Raw genomic sequence first — 26,040 nt, 5'->3', positions numbered from 1 at the left:
GCGTAAGGGCGGCCGGGGGAAGCGCACCGTCCTGCGCCAGGGCAGCCGGGGAAGCGCACCGCCCTGCGGAAGGGCAGCCGGGGGGAGGGCCCCCGGGGGAGAGGGGACGTACGGACGGGAACGCGGCCGGGGGAAGCGCGCCGCAGGCGAGGGGCGCACGTCGCCGCGTGCGACACGCATCAAGCGCTGTGCGTGCGCCCTATGTCGCAGGAGAACCTTCCTTCGATAAGCTGGGCCCAGCGGCACCGCAGTGTGCCCCGAATCCGGCGGATGCCACCCCGCATCGCCACTCCCCGCCCCGCCGCCCGGCAATGGTGCCGCGCCCGCAGGGCGAACCGCACAAGGAGATTCGTCGAAAGATGGCCGGTCCCGCGTTCCGCGCTGCCGCAGTACGAGTGCGCGTCCCCGCGACCAGCGCCAATCTCGGGCCCGGGTTCGACGCCTTCGGACTGGCGCTGGGGCTCTACGACGACGTCGTGGTGCGGGTCGCGGACGCCGGCCTGCACGTGGACATCGCCGGCGAGGGTGCCGACACGCTGGCGCGCGACGAGAAACACCTCGTCGTGCGCTCGCTGCGGACCGCTTTCGACCTGCTCGGCGGCCAGCCGCGCGGCCTTGAGGTGGTGTGCGCGAACCGCATTCCGCACGGCCGCGGCCTCGGGTCCTCCTCCGCCGCGATCTGCGCGGGCATCATCGCCGCCCGCGCGGTGACCATAGGCGGCCCGTCCGTCCTGGACGACACCGCGCTGCTCGAACTTGCCACCGAGATCGAGGGGCACCCGGACAACGTCGCGGCGTGCCTGCTCGGCGGCCTGACCGTGGCCTGGAGCGAGGGCGGTGCGGCCCGGGCGGTCCGGCTCGACCCGGCGGCCTCGCTGGTCCCGGTGGTTTTCGTCCCCGCCACGCCGGTGCTGACCGAGACCGCGCGCGGCCTGCTGCCGCGTACGGTCCCGCATGTCGACGCGGCGGCCAACGCGGGGCGGGCGGCGCTGCTGGTGGAGGCCCTGACCAGGCGCCCCGACCTGCTGCTGCCGGCCACCGAGGACCGGTTGCACCAGGACTACCGGGCGCCGGCGATGCCCGAAACCCTGGCGCTGGTCCACCGGTTGCGCAACGAGGGCGTCCCCGCCGTCGTGTCGGGCGCGGGACCCACGGTCCTGGCGTTCACCGACGAGGGGGCCGCCGACAAGGTCTCCCGGATCGCGGGTGAGGGCTGGGCGGCGAACCGTCTGGCACTGGACGCGTCCGGGGCATGTGTGCTGCCGCTCGCCGGGGGGCAGTGACACGATTGCCGGTCGTGAGAGGGGGAATGTTTGTTGGATCCGGTAGTGTTAACCTCAAGCCTGCATTCGATGCCCGATGGGCGCGATGCACTGTGTCCCTTCCGTGGGACCGCTTTTCTTCCGGGAGCCTCCCACACCGCATAAGGCAAGGTCCGAGCCGTCGGATTCTGCCCGAGCGGTGTTGAGCACGCTCCGGAGTTTCGGTACGAGTTCCCTCCGTGCCGAAGGCACGTATGTATTTCTGCCGCCATCAGGCGGACCACCGCCCCGGTTCTGAGCAGCGGAAACGCCCAGATCCGGACAGCACGACCGGTCGCCGAGCCAGACAGGCCGACGTCCGCTCCAGGGAAGGACCCTTCGTGAGCGACACCACCGATCTGATGGGCGTGCGCGCAGATGACACTGTCGCCTCGTCCGACGCCGCCGCGCCTGCTAACGGTGCTGCCACGGCCAGTGCGTCGCGGCGCCGCCGGACCGGGACCGGCCTGGACGGCATGGTGCTGGCCGAACTGCAGCAGCTCGCCTCAGGCCTCGGTATCAAGGGCACCGCGCGGATGCGCAAGAGCCAGCTGATCGAGACCATCAAGGAGCGCCAGGCCGGCGGCGGCACGTCCGCGCCCGCCGCACCCGTGGCCGCCGACAACGGCGTCGCGGACAAGCCCAAGCGGCGCACCACCTCGAAGGCCCGCATCGAGCAGACCGCTGAGGCGCAGGCCCCGGTCGCCGCGGCGACGACCACTGTGGCCCCCGAGCAGCGGCAGGAGCACAAGCAGATCGAGATCCCCGGCCAGCCGGCCGGTGAGCAGGCCAAGGCCGCGAAGACCGAGCGGGCCGACCGGGCGGCGGAGGCCGCCGCGGACACCGCTGAGGCCAAGGGCGACGGCAAGCAGCAGGGCGGCGGCGACGACCGCCAGGACCGCCAGCGCGGCCAGCGCGGCGACCGCAGGGAGCGCCAGCGGGACCGCCAGCGCAACCGCGAGGACGGCGCCGGCGACGGCGGCGGCAACCGGCAGGGCCGGGACCGCGGCGACCGCCAGCAGCAGGGCGGCGGCCAGGGCCAGGGCCAGGGCCAGGGCCCGCAGCAGGGCGGCCAGGGCGGTCAGGGCGGCGGCCCCCAGGACGACGACGAGTTCGGCGACGGCCGCGGCCGTCGCAGGGGCCGTTACCGCGACCGCAGGGGCCGCGGCAACCGCCGCGAGGAGTTCGGTGGCGGCGGCGAGCCGCAGGTCGCCGACGACGACGTGCTGATCCCGGTGGCCGGCATCCTCGACATCCTCGACAACTACGCGTTCATCCGCACCTCCGGCTACCTGCCGGGCCCGAACGACGTGTACGTGTCGCTGGCGCAGGTCCGCAAGAACGGGCTGCGCAAGGGCGACCACGTCACCGGTGCGGTGCGGCAGCCCAAGGACGGCGAGCGCCGCGAGAAGTTCAACGCGCTGGTCCGGCTGGACTCCGCGAACGGCATGGCCGCCGACTCCGGGCGGGGCCGTCCCGAGTTCAACAAGCTCACCCCGCTGTACCCGCAGGACCGGCTCCAGCTGGAGACCGACCCGGGCGTGCTGACCACCCGGATCATCGACCTGGTGTCGCCGATCGGCAAGGGCCAGCGCGGTCTGATCGTGGCACCGCCGAAGACCGGTAAGACCATGATCATGCAGGCCGTGGCCAACGCGATCACCACCAACAACCCCGAGTGCCACCTGATGGTGGTGCTGGTGGACGAGCGTCCTGAAGAGGTCACCGACATGCAGCGGTCGGTGAAGGGCGAGGTCATCTCCTCGACCTTCGACCGCCCGGCCGAGGACCACACCACGGTCGCCGAGCTGGCCATCGAACGCGCCAAGCGCCTGGTGGAGCTGGGGCACGACGTGGTCGTGCTGCTGGACTCGATCACCCGCCTGGGCCGTGCGTACAACCTGGCCGCGCCCGCCTCCGGCCGCATCCTGTCCGGTGGTGTGGACTCCACCGCCCTCTACCCGCCGAAGCGGTTCTTCGGTGCGGCGCGCAACATCGAGGACGGCGGTTCGCTGACCATCCTGGCCACCGCGCTGGTCGAGACCGGCTCGCGGATGGACGAGGTGATCTTCGAGGAGTTCAAGGGCACCGGCAACATGGAGCTCAAGCTCGACCGCAAGCTCGCCGACAAGCGCATCTTCCCCGCGGTGGACGTGGACGCGTCCGGTACCCGCAAGGAGGAGATCCTGCTCGGCGGCGAGGAGCTGGGCATCGTCTGGAAGCTGCGCCGGGTGCTTCACGCGCTGGACCAGCAGCAGGCCATCGAGCTGCTGCTGGACAAGATGAAGCAGACCAAGTCCAACGCGGAATTCCTGATGCAGATCGCGAAGACCACGCCGGGGCAGAACAACGACTGACCCGCCCCCGCGGTATCGCGCAGCGACGGCCCCGCCCGCCGGATTTTCCGGCGGGCGGGGCCGTTCGGCTTGGCCAGGGCTTTTCTTTGCCCAAAGTTGCCGTCGGTAAAACCTCCGAGCCTGGTACTTCCTCGATCGCCGGCCATATGATCGGCTCGCCGCAGGTGGGGGGGAATCCATCTCCGGGACAAGCCCCTGCGTCGGGTGGCGTTCTCGCCTGCCCGTGACCTGCGGCTCCCGGTGTTGCCGTACTCCGCTCCTGTCGGCTTCCTGCCGCTGCCCGCTGTGAATCCGCTGTGGGCGGCGGCTCATGTCCTCAACGACAGGAGTCGTGGATGTTCCCTGCTCGCAAGGGTGCCGGCCACCGACGACGACGGCGTGGTCCGATCGCCGTCGGCGTGGCCGCGCTCGGCGGCGGTACCGCCGCTGTGCTGCTGATGTCGTCGGCTCACGCCGGCACCGTGCAGCCGCCGGCGTTCCGCACCGCCGCGCACCCCAAGGCGCCGGCCTCGGCCGCGCTGAGCGCCCGGATAGCCGGCGCGGTGAAGGCCGACCACGGCCGCTCCCGCGCCTCGCTCTCCGCCCCGACCACCACGTCGGGCAAGGCGGCCACCAAGGTCGACCCGAAGATCATCGGCGGCACGCCGACGACGATCTCCACCGCACCCTGGATGGCCCAGCTCTGGTATTACGACGACAAGGGCACCGCGGACACCGCGGACGACGTCGGCTTCTTCTGCGGCGGCACCGTGGTGTCCCCGACGAAGATCCTGACCGCCGCCCACTGTGTGCACGGTTTCGACTGGTACGACTACGGGGCCGTGCTGACCGGCACCGACCAGCTGCCCACCGACAACGGCGACGGCACCAGCGACCTCCACGGAGGCACCGCCACCGCCGTCTGGCGTCAGTGGAATCACCCGTCGTACAGCACGGTCACCTACGACAACGACGTGGCCGTCCTGACCCTCGACGGTTCCACCACGGCCACGCCGCTGCCGCTCACCACGGCGGACGACAGCGCCTCCTACGTCGCGGGCACCAACGCGACCCTGTACGGCTGGGGCCGCACCACCTCGACCAACGAGGACCTGTCGCAGACGCTGAAGAAGGCGTCGCTGCCGATCACGTCGAACACCGCGTGCTCCGCGGAGTACGGCAGTGACTTCGTGGCCGGCCACATGGTCTGCGCGGGCGCTCCGGCGACCGGCTCGGACGCCGGGACGACGTCGGCCTGCAACGGTGACTCCGGCGGCCCGCTGGTGGTCAACGGGCGGATCGTCGGCGTGGTGTCCTGGGGTGTCCAGGACTGCGTCGAGGAAGGCGCGTACAGCGTCTTCAGCCGGGTCAGCACCTTCGCGGGCGCGATCGACCCCCGGCTGGACGACACGAACCTCAACGGCGACGACAAGGCGGACCTGTTCGCCGTGACGCCGGCCGGCGAGGGGTACGAGTACGACTCGACGGGCTCGAACTTCGCGGGTCGCGCGGACGCGGGCGCCTTCCAGGGCCTCTCCGTGGTGCGGCAGGCCGACATGAACCGGGACGACCTCCAGGACCTGCTGGTCCGCACCACCGGCGGTCAGCTGTACTTCCTCGGCGGCACCGGTTCGCAGGTGCTGATCGGCGGCGGCTGGAACTCGATGGCCTCCATCGTGATCCCCGGCGACCTCAACGGCGACGGATGGCCCGACCTGGTCGGCACCGACACCGGCGGCACGTCCTGGCTGTACCCGGGCAACGGCAAGGGCACCCTGGGCGCCCGCACCAAGATCGGCGCCGGCTGGAACACCTACAGTGGCGCGATCTACGGCAAGGGGGACCTGACCGGCGACGGCAGGCCCGACGCCGTGGCGCGCGACACCTCGGGCAACCTGTGGCTGTACAAGGGCACCGGCAACGCCGCGGCCCCGTGGGCGGCACGTATCAAGGTCGGGGGCGGCTGGAACACCTACAACGCCTTCGCCGCCGTCGGTGACATCACCGGCGACGGGCACGCCGACCTGGTCGCCAGGGACTCCGGCGGGACCCTGTGGCTGTACAAGGGCACCGGCTCCGCGTCGGCGCCCTACGCGGCCAAGGTGCGGATCGGCTCCGGCTGGAATGTGTACAACCTGTTCGGCTGAGCGAGCGCTTCGTCACCCTGCGTGACGAAAAAGTCGTCCGCGTACCCCCTGACCTGGGAGTACGCGGACGACTCGCGTTTCCCCCGGATGCCGACCCGGGCAGGAGCGGCGCACGATGGAGGAATGCCCGGTACAGCTGACCCCCAGCCGTCCCCCGGCGCCACCCCCCTCGGGGCCCGGCGCCGGCGCCGCGGCCTGCGGATCACCGCATGGGTCGCGGCCGGCGTGGTGCTGGCGGGCGCGGGCGGCGCCGGATATCTCTACTTCCGCCTCAACGGCAACATCCACAGCGTCGACATCGACCGGGCACTCGGCACCGACCGGCCGGTCAGGCTCGGCAACGGCTCGATGGACATCCTGGTGCTCGGCTCGGACTCCCGCTCCGGCGCCAACCGGGGCTACGGCCACGACAGCGGCACCGCCCGCTCGGACACCGCGATGATCGTGCACCTGGCCAGGGGCCACAAGAGCGCCAGCGTGGTCAGCATCCCGCGGGACACCCTGATCAACCGCCCGGCCTGCACCAAGCCCGGCGGCGGCACCGCGCCGGCGGTCCGGCAGGTGATGTTCAACAGCGCCTACGAGGTCGGCGGGCCGGCCTGCGCGGTCAAGACGGTGGAGTCGCTGACCGGGCTTCGGATGGACCACTACGTCGAGGTCGACTTCACCGGCTTCAAGGACCTGGTCAACAGGCTCGGCGGGGTGCCGCTGACCACCACCACGGCCATCGACGACACCAAGAGCCACCTGAAGCTGGCCGCGGGCACCCACCAGCTCGACGGCGACCAGGCGCTCGGCCTGGTCCGCACCCGGCACGGCGTCGGCGACGGCAGCGACCTGGGGCGTATCCAGCTGCAGCAGGCGTTCCTCAAGGCGCTGATGGACCGGATCAGCGGCCTGGGACTGCTCAGCAGCCCCACCAAGCTGTTCTCCGTCGCGGACACCGCCACCAGCGCGGTCACCACCGACACCGGGCTGGGCTCGGTCGGCAGGCTCATGGGCCTGGCGCAGAGCGTCCGCAACCTCAAGTCCGGCCACATCCACATGGTCACCCTGCCCGTGCGCTACGACCCCGCCGACCGCAACCGGGTGCAGCCCATAAACGCCAAGGCCGCGATGGTGTGGTCGGCGCTGCGCGCCGACAAGCCGATCCCCGCCTCGGCCCTCAAGGGCTCGGCGGCCGACAAGGTCGACGCGGGCAAGGTCGTCGACCCGCCGTCGGGCCCCGGCGCCGGCCGCTGACCGGCCCGCCCGCGCCACCGGCGGGGCGCCGCACGTACGCCGCCGGCCCGCGGACGAGCGGAACGGTACGGCGTGGGAATTATCCCGTCGGGGGCCTGGTTTTGGGAGATGCGGCCAGTGCTGGCAGACTGGTCCGCTGGCCCCGGTTCACGTGACGCAAACCCGCGGAGCGACCCGGCGCCCTCCCGAACCTAGGAGCATCCTTGAAGCGCGAGATCCACCCCGAGTACGTCGAGACCCAGGTCACCTGCACCTGCGGTGCCTCGTTCACCACCCGCAGCACCGAGTCGAGCGGTCAGATCCGCGCCGAGGTGTGCTCCGAGTGCCACCCGTTCTACACGGGCAAGCAGAAGATCCTCGACACCGGCGGCCGCGTGGCCCGCTTCGAGGCCCGCTTCGGCAAGGCGGCCGCCGGGTCCGCGAAGAAGTAGCGACCCGAAAGCGCCGGTTCCCGGTCGCCCGGCCCAGGGCGACCGGACCGGCGCTTTGTCGTCCCACCTACTCCTTCCAGACTCCTTCCAGCTAGGGACTGATGATGTTCGAGGCGGTCGAGGAACTGATCGGCGAACATGCCGACCTCGAAAAGCAGCTTGCCGACCCCGCGGTGCACGCCGACCAGGCCAACGCCCGCAGGCTCAACAAGCGGTACGCGGAGCTGACGCCGATCGTCAGCACCTACCGCGCCTGGCGGCAGACCGGCGACGACATCGAGACCGCGCGCGAACTCGGCGCCGACGACCCGGAGTTCGCAGCCGAGGTCAAGGAGCTGGACAAGGAGCGCGGCGACCTCACCGAGCGGCTGCGGCTGCTGCTTGTGCCGCGCGACCCCAGCGACGACAAGGACGTGATCCTGGAGGTCAAGGCGGGCGAGGGCGGCGAGGAGTCCGCGCTGTTCGCCGGCGACCTGCTGCGGATGTACCTGCGGTACGCCGAGCGGGTCGGCTGGAAGACCGAGATCCTGGACGCCAACGAGTCCGACCTCGGCGGCTACAAGGACGTCCAGGTCGCCGTGAAGGCCAAGGCCAGCCACGAGCCCGGCAACGGGGTGTGGGCCAGGCTCAAGTACGAGGGCGGCGTCCACCGCGTGCAGCGGGTGCCGGCGACCGAGTCCCAGGGGCGTATCCACACCTCCGCGGCCGGCGTGCTGGTCACCCCGGAGGCCGAGGACGTGGAGGTCGAGATCGGACCCAACGACCTGCGGATCGACGTCTACCGCTCGTCGGGGCCCGGCGGCCAGTCCGTCAACACCACCGACTCCGCGGTCCGCATCACCCACCTGCCCTCCGGCCTGGTCGTCTCCTGCCAGAACGAGAAGAGCCAGCTGCAGAACAAGGAGTCGGCGATGCGCATCCTGCGCTCCCGGCTGCTGGCCGCAGCCCAGGAGGAGGCCGAGCGCGAGGCGTCCGACGCCCGTCGCAGCCAGGTGCGCACCGTCGACCGCTCCGAGCGCATCCGCACCTACAACTACCCGGAGAACCGCATCTCCGACCACCGGGTCGGCTTCAAGGCCTACAACCTCGACCAGGTGCTCGACGGCGACCTGGACGCGATGATCCAGGCCTGCGTGGACGCCGACTCCGCCGCCAAGCTGGCCGCGGCCGGCGACGCGGGCTGAGGGGGCGGACGGTGAACCTGCTGCTCGCCGAGGTGGCGCAGGCCGCCCAGCGGCTCGCCGACGCCGGGGTGCCGTCGCCGCGTTTCGACGCCGAGGAGCTGGCCGCGTACATCCACGGCGTCAAGCGCGGCGAGCTGCACAGCGTCGCCGACAGCGAGTTCGACGCGCGCTACTGGGAGGCCATCGCCCGCCGCGAGGCCCGCGAACCGCTGCAGCACATCACCGGCCGGGCCTTCTTCCGCTACCTGGAACTGCGGGTCGGGCCGGGGGTGTTCGTGCCGCGCCCGGAGACCGAGTCGGTCGTCGGCTGGGCGATAGACGCGGTACGTGCCATGGACGTCGCAGAACCGCTGATCGTCGACCTGTGCACCGGCTCGGCCGCCATCGCGCTGGCACTGGCCCAGGAGGTGCCGCGCTCCCGGGTGCACGCCGTGGAGCTGTCCGAGGACGCGCTCGACTACGCCCGGGCCAACGTCGAGGGCAGCAAGGTGGACCTGCGCCAGGGCAACGCGCTGACCGCCTTCCCCGAACTCAACGGCCAGGTCGACCTGGTCATCTCCAATCCGCCCTACATCCCGCTCACCGAGTGGGAGCATGTGGCACCCGAGGCCCGCGACCACGACCCGGAACTGGCACTCTTCTCCGGCGAGGACGGCCTCGACACCATCCGCGGCATCGAGCGCACCGCGCACCGGCTGCTGCGGCCCGGCGGGGTCGTCGTGATCGAGCACGCCGACTCGCAGGGCGGCCAGGTGCCGTGGATCTTCAAGGAGGACGCGGGCTGGGCGGACGCGGCCGACCACCCCGATCTCAACAACCGCCCGCGCTTCACCTCGGCCCGCAAGGCCCTGCCGTGACCAGGCGGGCCCACCGGGCACCGGACCCGGCAGCACAGCATCTTTCGGAGGTCATCTCATGGCACGGCGATACGACTGCTCGGATGCGACCGACCGGGCGACCGGCCTGCGCGAGGCCACCTCGGCGATCAAGCGCGGCGAACTCGTCGTGCTGCCGACCGACACCGTCTACGGCATCGGCGCCGACGCCTTCGACGCCGAGGCCGTCGGCGACCTGCTGGAGGCCAAGGGCCGCGGGCGCAACATGCCCTCCCCGGTGCTCGTCGGCTCGCCGACCACCCTGCACGGCATCGTCACCGACTTCTCCGAGCAGGCCTGGGAGCTGGTCGACGCCTTCTGGCCGGGCGCGCTGACCCTGGTCACCAAGCACCAGCCGTCGCTGACCTGGGACCTGGGCGACACCCGCGGCACCGTCGCGGTACGGATGCCGCTGCACCCGGTCGCGATCGAACTGCTCACCGCCACAGGCCCGATGGCGGTCTCCAGCGCCAACCTCACCGGAATGCCCTCGCCGCAGGACTGCGACGCCGCCCAGGGCATGCTGGGCGACTCCGTGGCGGTCTACCTGGACGGCGGCCCCACGCCCGCCGCCACGCCGTCCTCGATCGTCGACGTCACCGGCAAGGTGCCGGTGCTGCTGCGGGCCGGGGCGATCAGCGCGGAAGAGCTGCGCAAGGTCGTACCCGACCTGGAGGAGCGCAATTGACGACGCCCGACGGGCGCGGCATATGGGGGCACACGCAGTACGTCCAGCGCGTCGTCCCGGGGGACAGCGGTGACGTCTTCCGCATCCTGCATGTCTGCACCGGCAACGTCTGCCGCTCGCCGATGGCCGAGCGGCTGACCCGGCACGGGCTGGCCCGGCGGCTGGGCGGCGGCGCGGCCGGCATGGTGGTCGAGTCGGCGGGCACCTGGGGGCACGAGGGCGCCCCGATGGAGGCGCACGCCGCCGCGGTGCTCGCCGAGTACGGCGCCGACCCGTCCGGCTTCACCGGCAGGGAACTGCTGGACGACCACGTCATCGACGCCGACCTGGTGCTCACCGCGACCCGCGACCACCGGGCCCAGGTCATCTCGATGGGGCACGCGGCGGGCCTGCGGACCTTCACGCTCAAGGAGTTCACCCGGCTGGTGCGGGCCATAGACACCACCACGCTGCCCGAGGGCAGCGTGACCGAGCGGGCCAGGGCGCTGGTCCGTGCCGCGGCCGCGCTGCGCGGCTGGCTGCTGGCCCCCAGCCCGGACGCCGACGAGGTGCACGACCCGTACGGCGCCCCCCTTTCGTACTTCCGCAGTATCGGCGAGGAGATCCACACCGCGCTGGACCCGATGGTGACCGCGCTGACAGGTGTCGGCGCCACCGTCCGGCCGTCCTGAAGCCGCTGTCGTGCCGACTGCAACCGCGCGGACTGCCTGTGAGTCTCACCAGGTGTTCGCCGTCCCGGCCCGGCCACCACTAGGGTGTGACGCTGTGAGGTACCACCCCCGGACGTGTGCGCAGCATCGCTACGCCCCCGAAACCGTCGGAGGCGGCTCGTGCGCGAGTATCTGCTGACCCTTTTCGTCGCTGCTGCGGTGACGTATCTGCTCACCGGGCCGGTGCGGAAGTTCGCCATCGCCGCCGGCGCCATGCCGCCCATCAGGGCCCGTGACGTGCACCGCGAGCCGACACCGCGGCTCGGCGGCATCGCCATGTTCGGCGGCCTGTGCGCCGGCCTGCTGGTCGCGGCGCACCTGTCCAACATCGGCGACGTCTTCTCGCTGTCCAACGAGCCGCGCGCGCTGCTGTCCGGGGCCGGGCTGATCTGGCTGCTCGGGGTGCTGGACGACAAGTGGGGCGTCGACGCGCTGGTCAAGCTCGGCGTGCAGATGATCGCGGCCGGCGTGATGGTGCTGCAGGGCCTGACCATCCTGTGGCTGCCGGTGCCTGGCATCGGCCCGGTCGCGCTGACCCCGGTGCAGTCCACGCTGCTCACCGTGGCGCTGGTGGTGATCACCATCAACGCGGTCAACTTCGTGGACGGCCTGGACGGTCTGGCGGCCGGCATGGTGTGCATCGCCTCGGTCGCGTTCTTCATGTACGCCTACCGCATGTGGTACGGCTACGGCGTCGAGGCGGCCGCGCCCGCCACGCTGTTCAGCGCGATCCTGATCGGGATGTGCCTGGGCTTCCTGCCGCACAACATCCACCCGGCGCGGATCTTCATGGGCGACTCGGGGTCGATGCTGATCGGCCTGGTGCTCTCCTCGTCGGCGATCTCCATCACCGGGCAGGTCGACCCCGACGCGATCACCTCCTTCACCGGATCGACCCGGGAGACCGTGCACTTCATGGTGCCGGTCTACATGCCGCTGCTGCTGCCGCTGACGATGATCGCGATCCCGGCCGCCGACCTGGTGCTCGCGGTGGTCCGCAGGACCTGGAAGGGGCAGTCGCCGTTCGCCGCCGACCGCGGCCACCTGCACCACCGGCTGCTGGAGATCGGCCACTCGCACAGCCGGGCGGTGCTGATCATGTACTTCTGGTGCGCGCTGTTCGCCTTCGCCGCGGTGGCCTTCTCGGTCAACTCCTCCAGCCTGTGGATCGTGCTGGTGATCGTCTCGCTCAGCGCGGTCGGCCTGGTCGTGCTGCTGCTGCCGCGCTTCAAGCCGGCCGCCCCCGACTGGGCGGAGTCCGTCGTCCCGCCGCGCTACCGGCGCCGCCGGCGGCGGCTGGCGGCCGGCGCGGCCGCCGCGGAGCGGGAGATGAGCGCGCCCGACCACCCGGCGCTGCACGGTTCGACGGCGATCGGTGACCGTTCGCGACTGCCCGATCGCAGGCCGGACCGGCGTTCCGACCGCAATCCGGACCGGCGCAGCCCGGTCGAGACCGGCAACTGAGGTCACGGCGGCGGACCGCACCCGGCACAAGTCCGGAAAATCGGACGGCGTGTCGGGAGCACAGTCCTGTGACAGGCAGCACATCTCCATGGTAAAGACCGCATCAAATACTTTGTGATACCGTTCACGAAAGCAGGGAACGTGCCGAAGGACCGGAAGAGCGGTCTTCCGGCGCGAGGTCACATCCTCGGTCCCTGACTACGCTCGTCTCCGACGACATCCGCTTGCCCCAACTCCCGCCGGAGGAGCCGATCATGCAGCAGAACGACGCCCGAATCCTCAAGGGAGCCGCGCTTGTCGCCGCCCCTGTCGGTGTTGTCGCCACCGTTGTCAGCGCCGTACTCGCAGGCGAACAGGGCCTCGTCGGCGGACTGGTGGCGATCCTGGTGGTGGGGGTGTTCTTCGCCTTCGGCTCCTGGGTGCTGATGACCATGACCGAGGACCGGCCCCAAATCGCCATGGCCGCAGGCATGCTGGTCTACGCCGTGCAGATCCTGATGATCGGCGTCTTCGTCGTCGTCTTCAAGGACACCACCCTCTTCAGCGGCCGCGCCTTCGGTCTGACCCTGCTCGCCACCGCGCTGTCCTGGGTGGGCGGCCAGGTCAAGCAGAGCCTCACCTCGCGGATGCTGTACGTCGACCCCGTTCCCTCCGTGCCTCCGGCCGAATGATGCGCGGTGCCAAGGGGCGGGTAAAGGGGCTGCAATTCCATCTGCTATCGTCCGGAAACGCATCTGGACGTGGAGGCCCCTCGCGCTTGAGGAAGGTGCTGCCCCCGCGCCCATCGGTGTACTCGGACCCGGGGCCGCGGACGCGGCGCGGAGCCCAGGTGCCCGGTCTTCGATGCGGGCTCCCAGCGGACCGTGGTGACTTCGCCACGCCTCGTCCGCCGTGCCGACCAGCGGCTTCACCAGCCGCGCTGACACACAAGGTTGCCGTTTCTTATGCGTCACGACGAAGGAGTCACGGGTGAGTGCCCACACGCTGCTCGCTGAGGCTGGATGTCACATCCAGCACGACTGCGCATTCCCCGCTCCTGGCCTCAACTCGTTCGACTTCAAGCCGATCTTCAGCGTCGGCAGCTTCGACTTCACCAAGCCGATGCTGCTGGCGGTCATCTGCATGCTGCTGGTGGTGGGCTTCTTCTGGGCCGCGTTCAGCCGGCCCAAGCTGGTCCCCGGGAAGCTGCAGCTGGTGGGTGAGGTCGGCTACAACTTCGTGGCCCGGAGCATCGCCCGCGAGGTGATCGGCAAGAAGGGCGACAAGTACGTCCCCTTCCTCACGTCGATCTTCTTCTTCGTGTGGATCATGAACCTGATGTCGATCATCCCGGTCGCGCAGTTCCCCTCCACCTCGCGCTTCGCGTATCCGGTGGCACTGGCCGCGCTGGTCTTCATCACGTACATGTTCCTGACGTTCAAGACCCACGGTTTCGGCGGCGGCGTCAAGAACCTGGTGTGGATCGACGGTCTGCCCAAGCTCCTGGTGCCGCTCATCGTCGTGCTGGAGTTCTTCACGAACGTGATCCTGCGGCCCTTCACCCTCGCGGTGCGGCTGTGGGCCAACATGTTCGCCGGGCACCTGCTGATCGTGATGTTCAGCGCCGCCAGCTGGTACCTGCTGACCCCCTCGCTGCTCACCGCGGTCGCCGGCGGCTCGTTCCTGCTCGCGATCGCCATGACCCTCCTGGAAGTGCTGATCCAGTTCCTCCAGGCGTACATCTTCACGCTGCTCGCCTCGATCTACATCAGCGGAGCGCTCGAAGAGGGTCACTGACCCCGCCGACGCCCCGCCGGATCCGCACCACCAGCCCCATCAGACTTCCGCTGGGAAGCCCCCCAACGGACCCCATCAACACAGGAAGACAGGGAAATGTCTGCCGAGCTCGTTAACCTCGCCGCCTCCACCTCCGTTGCGGGCCGTCTGGGCGCTGTCGCCTATGGCCTCGCCGCCATCGGTCCCGGCGTGGGCATCGGTCTGGTCTTCGGCCACTCGATCGAGGCCATGGCCCGCCAGCCCGAGGCCATGCCGATCATCCGCACCAACATGTTCCTCGGTTTCGCCCTTTGTGAGGTGCTCGCGCTCCTCGGCCTGGTCGTGCCGTTCGTCTTCAAGTCCTGACGCCCAGCCCGACAGCCACACTCGACGAAAGGTTCAGACATGATGTCCTTCCTGGCGGCGGAGGGAGCGCAGAATCCGCTCATTCCCGAGTCCTCGGAACTGATTGTCGGCCTGCTCTGCTTCTTCATCGTCTTCGGCGTCCTCGGAAAGAAGCTCCTGCCGAACATCCAGAAGACCCTCGCGGAGCGCCACGACGCGATCGAGGGTGGCCTGGAGCGCGCGGAGAAGGCGCAGACCGAAGCCAACCGCACGCTTGAGGAGTACAAGGCCCAGCTCGCCGAGGCCCGCCACGAGGCGGCCAGGATCACCGAGCAGGCCCGTGAGCAGGGCGCCGTGATCATCGCGGAGATGCGCGAGGAGGGCCAGCGCCAGCGCGAGGCCATCGTCGCCGCGGGCCACGCCCAGATCGAGGCGGACCGCCGGCAGGTGACCGTCACGCTGCGCCAGGAGGTCGGCAGGATCGCCACCGACCTGGCCGGCAAGCTGGTCGGCGAGTCCCTGGAGGACAGCGCCCGGCAGAGCCGCACCATCGACCGCTTCCTCGACAGCCTCGACGGTTCGGCAGGCGCCGGAGCGGGCAACGGGGCAGGCGCCGGGGCGGCACGATGAACGGCGCGAGCCGTGACGCACTCGCCGCCGCGCGGGAACGCCTGGACGCGCTGACCGACAACACGTCGGTGGACGCGACCGTGCTGGCCGACGAGCTGGCCGCCGTGACCTCGCTGCTGCACCGCGAGTCGTCGCTGCGCCGCGCACTGACCGACCCGGCGCAGTCCGGCGAGGCCAAGGCCGGGCTCGCCCGGCGGCTGCTGGGTAACCAGCTGGGCACGGACAGCATCGACCTGGTCAGCGGGATGGTACGGGCCCGCTGGTCGCGCTCGCGCGACCTGGTGGACGCCCTGGAGGAGCTGGCCGACACCGCCGACCTGACCGCCGCAGAGCGGGACGGCACGCTCGACGAGGTCGAGGACGAGCTGTTCCGCTTCGGGCGGATCACCTCCGGCAGCGTCGACCTGCGGGCCGCGCTCAGCGGCCGGGCCGGCGACGCCGGCGGCAAGTCGGCCCTGCTGCACACGCTGCTCGGCGGGCGCGCCAAACCGGTCACGGAACGGCTGGTCACCCGGCTGGTCACCGCGCCGCGAGGACGTAGCCTTGAAGGCGGGATCGAATCCCTGTCCAAGCTGGCCGCGGCCCGCCGCGGCCGGACGGTCGCAGAGGTGGTCTCGGCGACTCCGCTGAGCGAGGCGCAGAAGCGCCGGCTCGGGGACGCCCTGGCCAGGATCTACGGCCGCCCGGTGCATCTGAACCTGGACGTGGACCCCGAGGTCCTCGGCGGGGTCCGGGTGCGGATCGGCGACGAGGTCATCAACGGCTCCATCGCGGACCGCCTCGACGAGGCGTCCCGCCGGATGGCCGGCTGACAACAGCATCGACGGCAGCATCATCGGTACATCGACTAGCACTGCAAGCACTGACGGCCCGCGTTGGGCCGACGCCCCCCAAAGAAGACTTCGGGCCCAACAAGGAGAGCAGGGAACCCAGATGGCGGAGCTCACGATCCGGCCGGAGGAGATCCGGGACGCGCTGGAGACGTTTGTCCAGTCGTACCAGCCGGACGCGGCCTCGCGCGAGGAGGTCGGGACGGTCAGCGTTGCCGGAGACGGCATCGCGAAGGTCGAGGGCCTGCCCTCGGCGATGGCGAACGAACTGCTGCGGTTCGAGGACGGCACCCTCGGTCTCGCGCTGAACCTGGAAGAGCGCGAGATCGGCGCGATCGTCCTCGGCGAGTTCAACGGCATCGAAGAGGGCCAGCCGGTGCACCGCACCGGTGAGGTGCTGTCGGTGGCGGTCGGCGAGGGCTACCTGGGCCGGGTCGTCGACCCGCTGGGCACCCCGATCGACGGCCTCGGCGAGATCGAGACCGACGGCCGCCGCGCGCTGGAGCTGCAGGCCCCCACGGTCATGCAGCGCAAGTCGGTGCACGAGCCGATGCAGACCGGCCTGAAGGCCGTCGACTCGATGACCCCGATCGGCCGCGGTCAGCGCCAGCTGATCATCGGCGACCGCCAGACCGGCAAGTCCGCCCTGGCCATCGACACGATCATCAACCAGCGCGACAACTGGCGCAGCGGCGACCCGAAGAAGCAGGTCCGCTGCATCTACGTCGCTATCGGCCAGAAGGGCTCCACCATCGCCGGCGTGCGCGCCGCGCTGGACGAGGCCGGCGCGCTGGAGTACACGACCATCGTCGCCGCCCCGGCGTCCGACCCGGCCGGCTTCAAGTACCTGGCCCCCTACACCGGCTCGGCCATCGGCCAGCACTGGATGTACCAGGGCAAGCACGTCCTGATCGTCTTCGACGACCTGAGCAAGCAGGCCGACGCCTACCGCGCCGTCTCGCTGCTGCTGCGCCGCCCGCCGGGCCGCGAGGCCTACCCCGGCGACGTCTTCTACCTGCACTCCCGCCTGCTCGAGCGCTGCGCGAAGCTCTCCGACGACCTGGGCGCCGGCTCCATGACCGGCCTGCCGATCGTGGAGACCAAGGCCAACGACGTGTCGGCGTTCATCCCGACCAACGTGATCTCCATCACCGACGGCCAGTGCTTCCTGGAGTCCGACCTGTTCAACGCCGGCCAGCGGCCCGCGCTGAACGTCGGTATCTCGGTCTCCCGGGTCGGCGGCTCGGCGCAGATCAAGGCCATGAAGAGCGTCGCGGGCCGGCTGCGCGTGGACCTCGCCCAGTTCCGCGAGCTGGAGGCCTTCGCCGCCTTCGGTTCCGACCTGGACGCGGCCTCCAAGGCGCAGCTGGAGCGCGGCCAGCGGATGGTCGAGCTGCTCAAGCAGGGCCAGTACGCGCCCTACGCGATCGAGGACCAGGTCGTCTCCATCTGGGCCGGCACCACCGGCCAGCTGGACGACGTCCCGGTGGAGGACGTCCGCCGCTTCGAGCGCGAACTGCTGGACTACCTGCACCGCGAGAACAAGTCGCTGCTCACCGGCATCGTCGAGACCGGCAAGCTGGAGGACGGCACGATCGACGCCCTGACCTCCGCGGTCGCCGCCTTCAAGAAGCAGTTCGAGACGTCCTCGGGCACGCTGCTGGACGAGGGCTGATCGCATGGGCGCACAGATTCGGGTTTACAAGCGCCGGATCAGGTCCGTCACCGCCACGAAGAAGATCACCAAGGCGATGGAGATGATCGCCGCCTCGCGCATCGTCAAGGCGCAGCGCCAGGTGGCGGCCTCGTCCCCGTACGCGGATGAGCTGACCCGGGCGGTCACGGCGGTCGCGACCGGCTCCAACACCAAGCACCCGCTGACCACCGAGGCCGAGAACCCGACCCGTGCCGCGGTCCTGCTCGTCACGAGCGACCGCGGCCTGGCCGGCGGCTACTCGTCCAACGCGATCAAGGCGGCCGACCGGCTCATCGAGCGGCTGCGCGCGGAGGGCAAGGAGGTCGACAGCTACCTGATCGGCCGCAAGGCGGTGGCCTACTACGCCTTCCGCGAGCGCGAGGTCACCCAGTCCTGGACCGGCTTCTCCGACAGCCCGTCGTACGCCGACGCCAAGGCGGTGGCGACACCGCTGATCGCGTCGGTGCTCGCGGACTCGGCCGAGGGCGGCGTGGACGAGCTGCACATCGTCTTCACCGAATTCGTGTCGATGATGACCCAGACCCCGGTCGACCGGCGGCTGCTGCCGCTGGCGATCTCGGACAAGGCGGATCGCGGCGAAGGGGAGCAGTCCAAGCCCCAGGCGCTGCCGCTGTTCGAGTTCGAGCCGTCCGCGGAGGGCGTGCTGGACGCGCTGCTGCCGCGGTACGTCGAGAGCCGCATCTACAACGCCCTGCTGCAGGCCGCCGCCTCCGAGCACGCGGCCCGCCGCCGGGCGATGAAGTCGGCGACCGACAACGCGGAAGATCTGATCAAGTCGCTCACGCGGCTTGCCAACGCGGCCCGACAGGCCGACATCACCCAGGAAATCAGCGAGATCGTCGGCGGTGCCAGCGCTCTGGCCGACGCGAACGCGGGGAGTGACTGACCACTATGACCACCACTGTTGAAACCACCGCCACCGGCCGGGTGGCGCGGGTCATCGGCCCGGTCGTCGACGTGGAGTTCCCCGTCGACACCATGCCGGAGATCTACAACGCGCTGAAGGTCGACGTCGCCGACCCGACCGAGGCCGGCGCCAGCAAGACGCTGACCCTGGAGGTCGCGCAGCACCTCGGCGACGGCCTGGTCCGCGCCATCTCCATGCAGCCCACCGACGGCCTGGTCCGCCAGTCCCCGGTCACCGACACCGGCAACGGCATCACGGTGCCGGTCGGCGACGTCACCAAGGGCCGCGTCTTCAACACCCTCGGCGCGATCCTGAACGAGCCGGAGGCGGAGTCCGAGGTCACCGAGCGCTGGCCGATCCACCGCAAGGCCCCGGCCTTCGACCAGCTCGAGTCCAAGACCGAGATGTTCGAGACCGGCCTGAAGGTCGTCGACCTGCTGACCCCGTACGTCAAGGGCGGCAAGATCGGCCTGTTCGGCGGCGCGGGCGTCGGCAAGACCGTGCTCATCCAGGAAATGATCATGCGTGTCGCCAAGCTGCACGAGGGCGTTTCCGTCTTCGCCGGCGTCGGCGAGCGCACCCGTGAGGGCAACGACCTCATCGCGGAGATGGCCGAGTCCGGCGTGCTCCCGCAGACCGCGCTGGTCTTCGGCCAGATGGACGAGCCGCCGGGCACCCGGCTGCGGGTCGCGCTGGCCGGTCTGACCATGGCGGAGTACTTCCGCGATGTGCAGAACCAGGACGTGCTGTTCTTCATCGACAACATCTTCCGGTTCACCCAGGCCGGTTCCGAGGTCTCCACGCTGCTCGGCCGGATGCCCTCCGCGGTGGGCTACCAGCCGAACCTGGCCGACGAGATGGGCCAGCTGCAGGAGCGGATCACCTCGACCCGCGGTCACTCGATCACCTCGATGCAGGCGATCTACGTCCCCGCGGACGACCTGACCGACCCGGCGCCCGCCACCACCTTCGCCCACCTCGACGCGACGACCGTGCTCTCCCGGCCGATCTCGGAGAAGGGCATCTACCCCGCGGTGGACCCGCTGGACTCCACGTCCCGCATCCTGGACCCGCGCTACATCTCGCAGGACCACTACGACTGCGCCATGCGCGTCAAGGGGATCCTGCAGAAGTACAAGGACCTCCAGGACATCATCTCCATCCTCGGTATCGACGAGCTCGGCGAGGAGGACAAGCTCACCGTCTTCCGCGCCCGCCGCATCGAGCGCTTCCTGTCGCAGAACACCCACGCGGCCAAGCAGTTCACCGGTGTGGACGGTTCCGACGTGTCGCTCGACGAGTCGGTGGCGGCCTTCAACGCCATCGCGGACGGCGACTACGACCACTTCCCGGAACAGGCCTTCTTCATGTGCGGTGGCCTGGACGACCTCAAGGCGAACGCCGCCAAGCTCGGCGTCAACTGACCGGTGGCCGTGGCGTGAGGGGGGCAGACGGTCTCTGCCCCCCTCTCGCAGCCCTTATTCTTTGTCTTACGCACCTCCCTCACCCGGTGGGTGCCGACCCGAGGAGCCGTCTTGGCCGAAATTCACGTCGAGGTGGTGGCCGCGGACCGCAGCATCTGGTCCGGGGAGGCCGCCATGGTCATCGCCCGCACCATGTCCGGTGACATCGGCATCATGCCGTCGCACGAGCCGGTGCTCGGAGTGCTGCAGTCGGGTCCGGTGACGGTCCGCACCAGCGAGGGCGGCACCGTGGTCGTCGCTGTGCACGGAGGCTTCCTCTCCTTCGCGGACAACAAGCTGTCGATTCTCGCCGAGATCGCCGAGCTGGCCGAGGAGATCGACGTACAGCGCGCCGAGCGGGCGCTGGAGCGCTCCAAGTCCGAGGACGACGCCGCGGCCGAGCGCCGCGCGGAGGTCCGGCTCGCCGCCGCGGCGGGCGCGCACTGAACCACCACCGGCGCGGCGCCGTTCAGGACGGCGCCACCGCGCAAGCAGGACCACGGTGCCGCGGGCTGCCCCCAGGGGCGGTCCGCGGCTCCGGCACAGCGAGACCAGCACACACAGGGCGCGCGGTACGGGCGGCAGACGGCCCCAGGAGAGGAGAGCGGTGGACGTGATCCTCTCGGTCGAGGCGATCGGCGCGGTGGTGGGCGCGATCCTGCTCGCCCTGTTCGTCCTCGGCCTGCGCCGCCGGCTGATCCAGCGCCCCGGCGGCACGTTCGACTGCAGCCTGCGGGTGGCCCCGCCGGAGGGCGCGGAGCCGACCGGCAAGGGCTGGGTCTACGGGGTGGCCCGCTACAACGGCGACCGGGTCGAGTGGTTCCGGGTCTTCTCCTACGCCCCCAGGCCCCGCCGGGTGCTGGAGCGCCCCTCGATCGAGGTCGAGGGCCGCAGGGAGCCGCGCGGCTCGGAGGAGCTGGCGCTGCTGTCCGACGCGGTCGTGCTGACCTGCGAGCACCGCGGCATGCGGCTCGAACTGGCGATGAGCGACGACGCCCTCACCGGCTTCCTCGCCTGGCTGGAGGCGGCCCCGCCCGGCCAGCGGGTCAACGTGGCCTGAGCGGTACCGCCGGAAGGCCGCGGCGTCAGCGGTTCTCCCCGGGCACCCACAGCACGTCCCCGCGCTCCTTGTTCGCGCTCCTTGCCAGGATGAAGAGCAGATCAGAGAGCCGGTTGAGATACGTCGCCGTCAGCGGGTTCATCACCTCGCCGTGCTCGGCCAGCGCCGCCCAGGTGGAGCGCTCGGCGCGGCGGACGACCGTACAGGCCTGGTGCAGCAGTGCCGCGCCGGGCGTACCGCCGGGCAGGATGAAGCTGCGCAGCTTCTCCAGGCCGGCGAGGAAGGCGTCGCAGTCGGCCTCAAGACGGTCCACGTAGGACTGCTCGACCCGCAGCGGCGGATACTTCGGGTCGGGCACCACCGGGGTCGCCAGGTCGGCGCCGACGTCGAAGAGGTCGTTCTGCACGCGGACCAGGACGGCCGCCACGTCCTCGGCGAGTCCGCCGAGCGCCAGGGCGGCGCCGATGACCGCGTTCGCCTCGTTGGCGTCGGCGTACGCGGCGATCCGGGTGTCGGTCTTGGCGGTACGGCTCATGTCGCCGAGCGCGGTCGTACCGTCGTCGCCGGTGCGGGTGTAGATGCGGGTGAGATTGACCATGTGACCGAGCGTAGGGCCTGCGCGAGCGGCCATGTGCGACCAAGGACACACGGTGACGCGCCCGACATCATGCTGCGCCGGGCCCCGAACCGGCGCTAGGGTCCGGCCAGATACCCCGATGGAGAGGTGTGTGCCGTGGCGAAGAAGCTCGCCGTCGTAGGAGCCGGACTGATGGGCTCGGGCATCGCGCAGGTGGCGGCCCAGGCGGGCTACGAGGTGATCCTGCGGGACGTCACGGACGAGGCACTGGCCCGCGGCACGGACGGCATCAAGGTCTCCTACGACCGCTTCGTCGCCAAGGGGAAGCTCGAAGCAGCCGACGCGGCAGCCGCGTTGGGCCGGATCAGCACCACCACCGACCTCGACGCCGTCGCGGACGCCGACCTGGTGGTGGAGGCGGTCTTCGAGCGGATCGAGGTCAAGCAGGAGATCTTCCGCACCCTGGACCGCATCACCGGACCGGGCACGGTGCTCGCGTCCAACACCTCGGCGATCCCGATCACCAAGATCGCCGCGGCCACCGAGCACCCCGAACGGGTGGTCGGCACGCACTTCTTCTCCCCGGTGCCGATGATGCAGCTGTGCGAACTGGTCCGGGGCTACAAGACCAGTGACGACACGTTGGCCCGGGCGCGCGACTTCGCCGAGAGCGTCGGCAAGACCTGCATCGTCGTCAACCGGGACGTGGCCGGCTTCGTCACCACCCGGCTGATCTCCGCGCTGGTGGTGGAGGCCGTCAAGCTCTACGAGTCCGGGGTCGCCTCGGCCGAGGACATCGACGTCGCCTGCAAGCTGGGCTTCGGCCACGCCATGGGTCCGCTGGCCACCACCGACCTCACCGGCGTGGACATCCTGCTGCACGCCACCGGCAACATCTACGCCGAGTCGCAGGACGAGAAATTCGCCCCGCCGGAGATCATGCGGCGGATGGTGGACGCGGGGGACCTGGGCCGCAAGAGCGGCCAGGGGTTCTACCCGTACTAAGCAGCGTCACTCACAGGAGTGAATTCGGTATCGGTTCGCTCACAGACGGCAACTTCTCTTTGCGACAGACCGTCAGTTGTGTGAAGACATACGGACGGGTGCCGCGATTCTTCGGGAGCGACTATGCACATCAGGGGCGACCACGCCGAGCTGGTCGTCGGGGGCCGCCTCGACGTCCGCAGCGCGGCGGACGCCCGTACGGCCCTGCACACGGCGGTCGACTCCGGCCGCGGCGACCTCGTACTCGACCTGACCGAGCTGGACTCGTGGGACGCGACCGGCCTCGGGGTGATCATGGGCGCCCACCGCAGGGCCGGCCGGGCCAACCGCCGGCTGGTGCTGCGCAACGTCCCGCCGCAGATGCAGCGGCTGCTGGTGGCCACCCGGCTGCACCGGATCCTCGCGATCGAGGCCGAAAGGTGACGTAAGGGCTGCCAGGCACCCCTGCGCTTCATTGATACGGTGCGAGCCCTTAGAGTTTGGACTCGGATTGCCCGCAGGCGTGCCACCCCGTACGCCGGACCAGGGGAATCGGGCCGCCCCGCACGGGCGGCGGCCCGCAGCGCCCCTGACGTGACGCACATGGGGGCGTTGGACATGGACCAGCACAACGGCGAGCCCGGCGAGCGACCCGGGCAGGACGAACCGTTCGACGCCTTCGGCGTCAGGAGCGGCGGGACCGGCGGCGGGACCGCCGACCGGGGCGCGCTGGTGCCGTACGAGCCGCCGGCCCCCGACCCCTACTTCGACGTCCCCGCCGACCCCACCGCCTTCGACGGCCTGCGCCCGGTCGAGCCCTCGCTCTTCGACGCGGCCGCCCCGCTGCCCAAGGCGGTACGGCCGGCCCGCGAGCCGCTGGAGCTGACCGCGGGCACCAGCACGCCCAGCGGCGGCAGCGCGCGAATACGACGGATCGTCACCCCCGACTACGTGCTGACCGTCAACCCGGTCGACGGCACCGAGGTCGCCCCCTGCCCGCCCGACGAGCGCAGGACCCCGGTGCGGCGCACCCGCCAGGAACGCACCGCCCACCTCGCCGCCCAGCGCCCCTCCCCGCCGCCCGGCCCGCCCGCCCCCGAACTGCCGCTGCTGGAACGGGACGAGGAGCGCGAGCGGCTCATCCGCCTGCTGGCGCGCGGCCGTTCGGTGCGCGTCAACGGTCCCTCGGGCGCCGGCCGGACCGCGCTGCTGGAGTCGGTGGCCAACGCCTGCGGCGACCTGGCGCCCGACGGCGTGCTGTGGCTTTCCGGCTACCGCCGGACCGTCGGCGACGTGCTGCACGCGCTGTACAGCACCGTCTACGCCGGCGACGACTACCGCCCCAGCCGCGCCCAACTGCCCGAGCTGCTACGGGAGACCGGGGCGGTCGTGGTGGTGGACGACCTCGAGTTCGGCGGCGCCGCACTGGAGGAACTGCTCGCCGCGGCCCCCGAATGCGCCTTCCTGATGTCGGCGACGCCCGACGTCCCCGCGGCGCCGGCCGAGTCGATGGTCGAGGAGGTCTTCCTCTCCGGCCTCACCCGGGTCGCCTGCGTCGACCTGCTCACGCTGGCCGCCGGGCGGACCCTGGAAGAGGACGAGACCGCCTGGGCGGCCGACCTGTGGTTCGAGTCCGAGGGCCTGCCGCTGCGCTTCGTCCAGGCCGGCGCCCTGCTGCGGCAGCGGGACGTGCTGCGCTTCCCGCCCGAGCCCGACTGGGACGACTCGGTGTGGGACAACGGCACCCCGGCCGACGCCGCCGGGCCCGCGGCCGACCAGATACCCGACCTGACCGGCTTCGACGCCCCCGCCGGGTCCGCCGGCCCGGTGTCGCCGCCGGAGACGACCCCGCCGGCACTGCCGGCCCCCCGGGTGCCCACCGCCGACGTGCCGCTGCCGTCCCTGGCGGAGAGCGCCGCCCCCGCCGACCTGCTGGCCTCGCGGCTCAGCGAGGCCGCCCGCGAAGCACTCGCCTTCGCCGTCGCCCTGGACGGCGAATGCCCGCACCCCTCGCACCTGCCGGCCCTGGTCGGCGACACCCACGGCGACGCCGCGCTCGGCGAGATGACCGCGGTGGGCCTGGCCGTCCCGGTCGCCGCGCACTACCGGCTCGCCGCCGGTGTCACCCCGCAGCTCGCCGCCGCCTTCACCGCCGAGGGCGAGCTGAGCGAGGTCCAGGCGCACACCGCGGCCCTGCACTACGCCTGGTGGACCGGCCACCCCTCGGTCACCGCGGCCCGCGCCGCCGCCGAGTCCGAGGCGATCATCGCCGCGATGACCGCCTGCCGCGACAACGGCAACCCGACGGCCGCGGTCCTGCTGGCCCGCACCGTCGCCCCCGTCTTCGCCGCCGCCCTGCACTGGGGTGCCTGGGAACGCGCGCTGCGGATCGGCCAGGAGGCCGCGCGGCTGTCCGGCGAGGTCGCCGAAGAGGCGTACTTCCACCACGAGTTGGGTGTGCTGGCGCTCTGCAACGGCACGATGGACCGGGCGCGGGCCGAGCTCGAGGCCTCCATCGCGCTGCGCGGCGCCCTCGCCGACCGCCAGGGCACCGTCGTCGGCCGCCGCACGCTGGCGCTGGTCGCCGACGCGGAGCCCGCGGGCCCGCTCGAACTCCTCCCGGCCGCTCCCGCCGACGCCGAGCCGGTCACCGCGGTGAGCCCGCCGCTGGCCGTCATCCACCACCGGCCCCCGGCCCACGCGGCGCCCCCGCCGGGCCCGAAGCGGCTCGCCGTGGTCGGCACCCGGCGCAACATGGTCGCGGCCGGCACGGGAGTGCTGCTGGCCGCGGTGCTCGGCACGATCGTCACGCTGGGGGCGACGTCCGGGGCCGGCGGCGACTCCGACCAGAAGAACCAGGTCAAGCCGCTGGAGTCGTCGCAGGAGGATGTCCCGGACGACGAGTCCACGGTCGCCCCGGAGACGACCGCCCCGACGTCGACGGCCTCGCCGTCGTCCACGTCCCCGTCGGTGAGCACGACGGCGACAACCCCGTCCGCCTCCACCACCGGCGGCACCCAGGGCGGCACCTCCACGACACCCCCGCCCGCGTCGTCGGGCGGCGGTTCCAGCCAGCCCCCGCCGCCCCCGTCCCACCCGTCGGGCGGGCACGGCCACACCTCCAAGCCGCCGACGACACCCACCAAGTCGCCGTCTTCCACGCCAGCGTCGACCTCCCCGTCACCGTCGTCCACGGCGACGTCGCCAACGGATTCGCCGACCACGCCTACCGACACGCACTCCCAACCCATTCCGAGTTCTCCCTGGATCACCCACACGGCCGCCGCGCCCACCGGTGCGGGCAGCGCCAGCCCCGACGCGACCGGCAGCGCGACGCCGTAACACGCAAGCCGGCGCGGCGGCCACAGGGCCGCCGCGCCGGTGGTGCGGGATC

Annotated in this window: 24 protein-coding genes; 23 read left to right on the top strand and 1 reads right to left on the bottom strand. The window is 71.2% G+C overall.

Going from position 1 to position 26,040, the window contains the following annotated elements:
- Positions 1-359: 359 nt before the first annotated feature.
- The 20 genes from thrB (at position 360) to OG702_RS10910 (ending at position 21,085) form a co-directional block, all read left to right on the top strand.
- Positions 360-1,283, top strand: coding sequence for a homoserine kinase (gene thrB, locus OG702_RS11005; protein WP_327288677.1), 924 nt, complete (start codon positions 360-362; stop codon positions 1,281-1,283).
- 359 nt (positions 1,284-1,642) lie between these two features.
- On the top strand, positions 1,643-3,658 hold the full coding sequence (gene rho / locus OG702_RS11000) for a transcription termination factor Rho (RefSeq protein WP_327288676.1): 2,016 nt from the start codon (positions 1,643-1,645) through the stop codon (positions 3,656-3,658).
- Positions 3,659-3,993: 335 nt separating this feature from the next.
- Positions 3,994-5,784 carry a trypsin-like serine protease gene (locus OG702_RS10995; RefSeq protein WP_327288675.1) on the top strand — a complete coding sequence of 597 codons (1,791 nt, stop codon included), beginning with the start codon at positions 3,994-3,996 and terminating at the stop codon, positions 5,782-5,784.
- 123 nt (positions 5,785-5,907) lie between these two features.
- The gene (locus tag OG702_RS10990) at positions 5,908-7,026 is read left to right on the top strand and encodes an LCP family protein (RefSeq protein WP_327288674.1); all 1,119 of its coding nucleotides are present in this window, start codon (positions 5,908-5,910) and stop codon (positions 7,024-7,026) included.
- Between the two features lie 203 nt (positions 7,027-7,229).
- A complete protein-coding gene (gene rpmE / locus OG702_RS10985) occupies positions 7,230-7,457 on the top strand; it encodes a 50S ribosomal protein L31 (protein WP_327288673.1) in 228 nt (75 codons plus the stop codon).
- A gap of 104 nt (positions 7,458-7,561) precedes the next feature.
- Entirely contained in the window at positions 7,562-8,641 is a 1,080-nt protein-coding gene (gene prfA, locus OG702_RS10980; RefSeq protein ID WP_327293183.1) for a peptide chain release factor 1, read from the top strand.
- A gap of 11 nt (positions 8,642-8,652) precedes the next feature.
- The gene (gene prmC / locus OG702_RS10975) at positions 8,653-9,498 is read left to right on the top strand and encodes a peptide chain release factor N(5)-glutamine methyltransferase (protein WP_327288671.1); all 846 of its coding nucleotides are present in this window, start codon (positions 8,653-8,655) and stop codon (positions 9,496-9,498) included.
- A 58-nt stretch (positions 9,499-9,556) separates the two neighbouring features.
- The gene (locus OG702_RS10970) at positions 9,557-10,204 is read left to right on the top strand and encodes an L-threonylcarbamoyladenylate synthase (protein WP_327288670.1); all 648 of its coding nucleotides are present in this window, start codon (positions 9,557-9,559) and stop codon (positions 10,202-10,204) included.
- On the top strand, positions 10,201-10,875 hold the full coding sequence (locus OG702_RS10965; RefSeq protein ID WP_442814377.1) for an arsenate reductase/protein-tyrosine-phosphatase family protein: 675 nt from the start codon (positions 10,201-10,203) through the stop codon (positions 10,873-10,875). Before OG702_RS10970 ends, OG702_RS10965 begins: the two co-directional genes overlap by 4 nt.
- A 159-nt stretch (positions 10,876-11,034) precedes the next feature.
- Positions 11,035-12,378 (top strand): MraY family glycosyltransferase, encoded by a 1,344-nt coding sequence (locus tag OG702_RS10960; protein WP_327288669.1) that lies wholly within the window; start codon positions 11,035-11,037, stop codon positions 12,376-12,378.
- 254 nt (positions 12,379-12,632) lie between these two features.
- Positions 12,633-13,049 carry a hypothetical protein gene (locus tag OG702_RS10955; protein ID WP_327288668.1) on the top strand — a complete coding sequence of 139 codons (417 nt, stop codon included), beginning with the start codon at positions 12,633-12,635 and terminating at the stop codon, positions 13,047-13,049.
- A 298-nt stretch (positions 13,050-13,347) separates the two neighbouring features.
- Positions 13,348-14,154: a F0F1 ATP synthase subunit A gene (atpB, locus tag OG702_RS10950; RefSeq protein ID WP_327288667.1), complete on the top strand. Its 807-nt coding sequence runs from the start codon at positions 13,348-13,350 to the stop codon at positions 14,152-14,154.
- A 96-nt stretch (positions 14,155-14,250) separates the two neighbouring features.
- Positions 14,251-14,499 carry an ATP synthase F0 subunit C gene (gene atpE / locus OG702_RS10945; protein WP_327288666.1) on the top strand — a complete coding sequence of 83 codons (249 nt, stop codon included), beginning with the start codon at positions 14,251-14,253 and terminating at the stop codon, positions 14,497-14,499.
- 39 nt (positions 14,500-14,538) lie between these two features.
- The gene (locus OG702_RS10940; protein ID WP_327288665.1) at positions 14,539-15,108 is read left to right on the top strand and encodes a F0F1 ATP synthase subunit B; all 570 of its coding nucleotides are present in this window, start codon (positions 14,539-14,541) and stop codon (positions 15,106-15,108) included.
- On the top strand, positions 15,105-15,920 hold the full coding sequence (locus tag OG702_RS10935; protein ID WP_327288664.1) for a F0F1 ATP synthase subunit delta: 816 nt from the start codon (positions 15,105-15,107) through the stop codon (positions 15,918-15,920). Before OG702_RS10940 ends, OG702_RS10935 begins: the two co-directional genes overlap by 4 nt.
- 121 nt (positions 15,921-16,041) lie before the next feature.
- Positions 16,042-17,613 carry a F0F1 ATP synthase subunit alpha gene (gene atpA, locus OG702_RS10930; RefSeq protein WP_327288663.1) on the top strand — a complete coding sequence of 524 codons (1,572 nt, stop codon included), beginning with the start codon at positions 16,042-16,044 and terminating at the stop codon, positions 17,611-17,613.
- A 4-nt stretch (positions 17,614-17,617) separates the two neighbouring features.
- Entirely contained in the window at positions 17,618-18,541 is a 924-nt protein-coding gene (locus OG702_RS10925; protein ID WP_327288662.1) for a F0F1 ATP synthase subunit gamma, read from the top strand.
- Between the two features lie 5 nt (positions 18,542-18,546).
- Positions 18,547-19,986, top strand: coding sequence for a F0F1 ATP synthase subunit beta (gene atpD / locus OG702_RS10920; RefSeq protein WP_327288661.1), 1,440 nt, complete (start codon positions 18,547-18,549; stop codon positions 19,984-19,986).
- A 111-nt stretch (positions 19,987-20,097) separates the two neighbouring features.
- Positions 20,098-20,472, top strand: a complete 375-nt coding sequence (locus OG702_RS10915; RefSeq protein WP_327288660.1) for a F0F1 ATP synthase subunit epsilon — start codon at positions 20,098-20,100, stop codon at positions 20,470-20,472.
- A gap of 166 nt (positions 20,473-20,638) precedes the next feature.
- Entirely contained in the window at positions 20,639-21,085 is a 447-nt protein-coding gene (locus tag OG702_RS10910; protein ID WP_327293181.1) for a DUF2550 domain-containing protein, read from the top strand.
- A 25-nt stretch (positions 21,086-21,110) separates the two neighbouring features.
- Here the strand turns inward: OG702_RS10910 and OG702_RS10905 are convergent, their stop codons facing one another.
- Positions 21,111-21,683 (bottom strand): cob(I)yrinic acid a,c-diamide adenosyltransferase, encoded by a 573-nt coding sequence (locus tag OG702_RS10905; protein WP_327288659.1) that lies wholly within the window; start codon positions 21,681-21,683, stop codon positions 21,111-21,113.
- Positions 21,684-21,818: 135 nt separating this feature from the next.
- Here OG702_RS10905 and OG702_RS10900 point away from each other — a divergent pair, with 135 nt between their 5' ends.
- From OG702_RS10900 to OG702_RS10890, 3 genes are all read left to right on the top strand, one after another.
- Entirely contained in the window at positions 21,819-22,667 is an 849-nt protein-coding gene (locus tag OG702_RS10900; RefSeq protein ID WP_327288658.1) for a 3-hydroxyacyl-CoA dehydrogenase family protein, read from the top strand.
- Positions 22,668-22,790: 123 nt separating this feature from the next.
- Positions 22,791-23,090: an STAS domain-containing protein gene (locus tag OG702_RS10895; RefSeq protein WP_033176582.1), complete on the top strand. Its 300-nt coding sequence runs from the start codon at positions 22,791-22,793 to the stop codon at positions 23,088-23,090.
- A 174-nt stretch (positions 23,091-23,264) separates the two neighbouring features.
- Positions 23,265-25,988 (top strand): ATP-binding protein, encoded by a 2,724-nt coding sequence (locus tag OG702_RS10890; RefSeq protein WP_327288657.1) that lies wholly within the window; start codon positions 23,265-23,267, stop codon positions 25,986-25,988.
- Positions 25,989-26,040: the final 52 nt, after the last annotated feature.

Origin of the sequence: Streptomyces sp. NBC_01198, from assembly GCF_036010485.1 — a bacterium.
Lineage (GTDB): Bacteria > Actinomycetota > Actinomycetes > Streptomycetales > Streptomycetaceae > Actinacidiphila.
The sequence above is the reverse complement of the archived record's forward strand: the minus strand, read 5'-3'. Positions and strand labels throughout refer to the sequence as shown.

Coding starts and splice junctions, on each gene's coding strand:
- OG702_RS10940 (WP_327288665.1), top strand. CDS start 14,539: ATGATGTCCTTCCTGGCGGCGGAGGGAGCGCAGAATCCGCTCATTCCC.
- OG702_RS10955 (WP_327288668.1), top strand. CDS start 12,633: ATGCAGCAGAACGACGCCCGAATCCTCAAGGGAGCCGCGCTTGTCGCC.
- atpE (WP_327288666.1), top strand. CDS start 14,251: ATGTCTGCCGAGCTCGTTAACCTCGCCGCCTCCACCTCCGTTGCGGGC.
- thrB (WP_327288677.1), top strand. CDS start 360: ATGGCCGGTCCCGCGTTCCGCGCTGCCGCAGTACGAGTGCGCGTCCCC.
- atpA (WP_327288663.1), top strand. CDS start 16,042: ATGGCGGAGCTCACGATCCGGCCGGAGGAGATCCGGGACGCGCTGGAG.
- OG702_RS10905 (WP_327288659.1), bottom strand. CDS start 21,683: ATGGTCAATCTCACCCGCATCTACACCCGCACCGGCGACGACGGTACG.
- OG702_RS10995 (WP_327288675.1), top strand. CDS start 3,994: ATGTTCCCTGCTCGCAAGGGTGCCGGCCACCGACGACGACGGCGTGGT.
- OG702_RS10990 (WP_327288674.1), top strand. CDS start 5,908: ATGCCCGGTACAGCTGACCCCCAGCCGTCCCCCGGCGCCACCCCCCTC.
- prfA (WP_327293183.1), top strand. CDS start 7,562: ATGTTCGAGGCGGTCGAGGAACTGATCGGCGAACATGCCGACCTCGAA.
- OG702_RS10890 (WP_327288657.1), top strand. CDS start 23,265: ATGGACCAGCACAACGGCGAGCCCGGCGAGCGACCCGGGCAGGACGAA.
- atpD (WP_327288661.1), top strand. CDS start 18,547: ATGACCACCACTGTTGAAACCACCGCCACCGGCCGGGTGGCGCGGGTC.
- OG702_RS10935 (WP_327288664.1), top strand. CDS start 15,105: ATGAACGGCGCGAGCCGTGACGCACTCGCCGCCGCGCGGGAACGCCTG.
- OG702_RS10925 (WP_327288662.1), top strand. CDS start 17,618: ATGGGCGCACAGATTCGGGTTTACAAGCGCCGGATCAGGTCCGTCACC.
- OG702_RS10895 (WP_033176582.1), top strand. CDS start 22,791: ATGCACATCAGGGGCGACCACGCCGAGCTGGTCGTCGGGGGCCGCCTC.
- OG702_RS10970 (WP_327288670.1), top strand. CDS start 9,557: ATGGCACGGCGATACGACTGCTCGGATGCGACCGACCGGGCGACCGGC.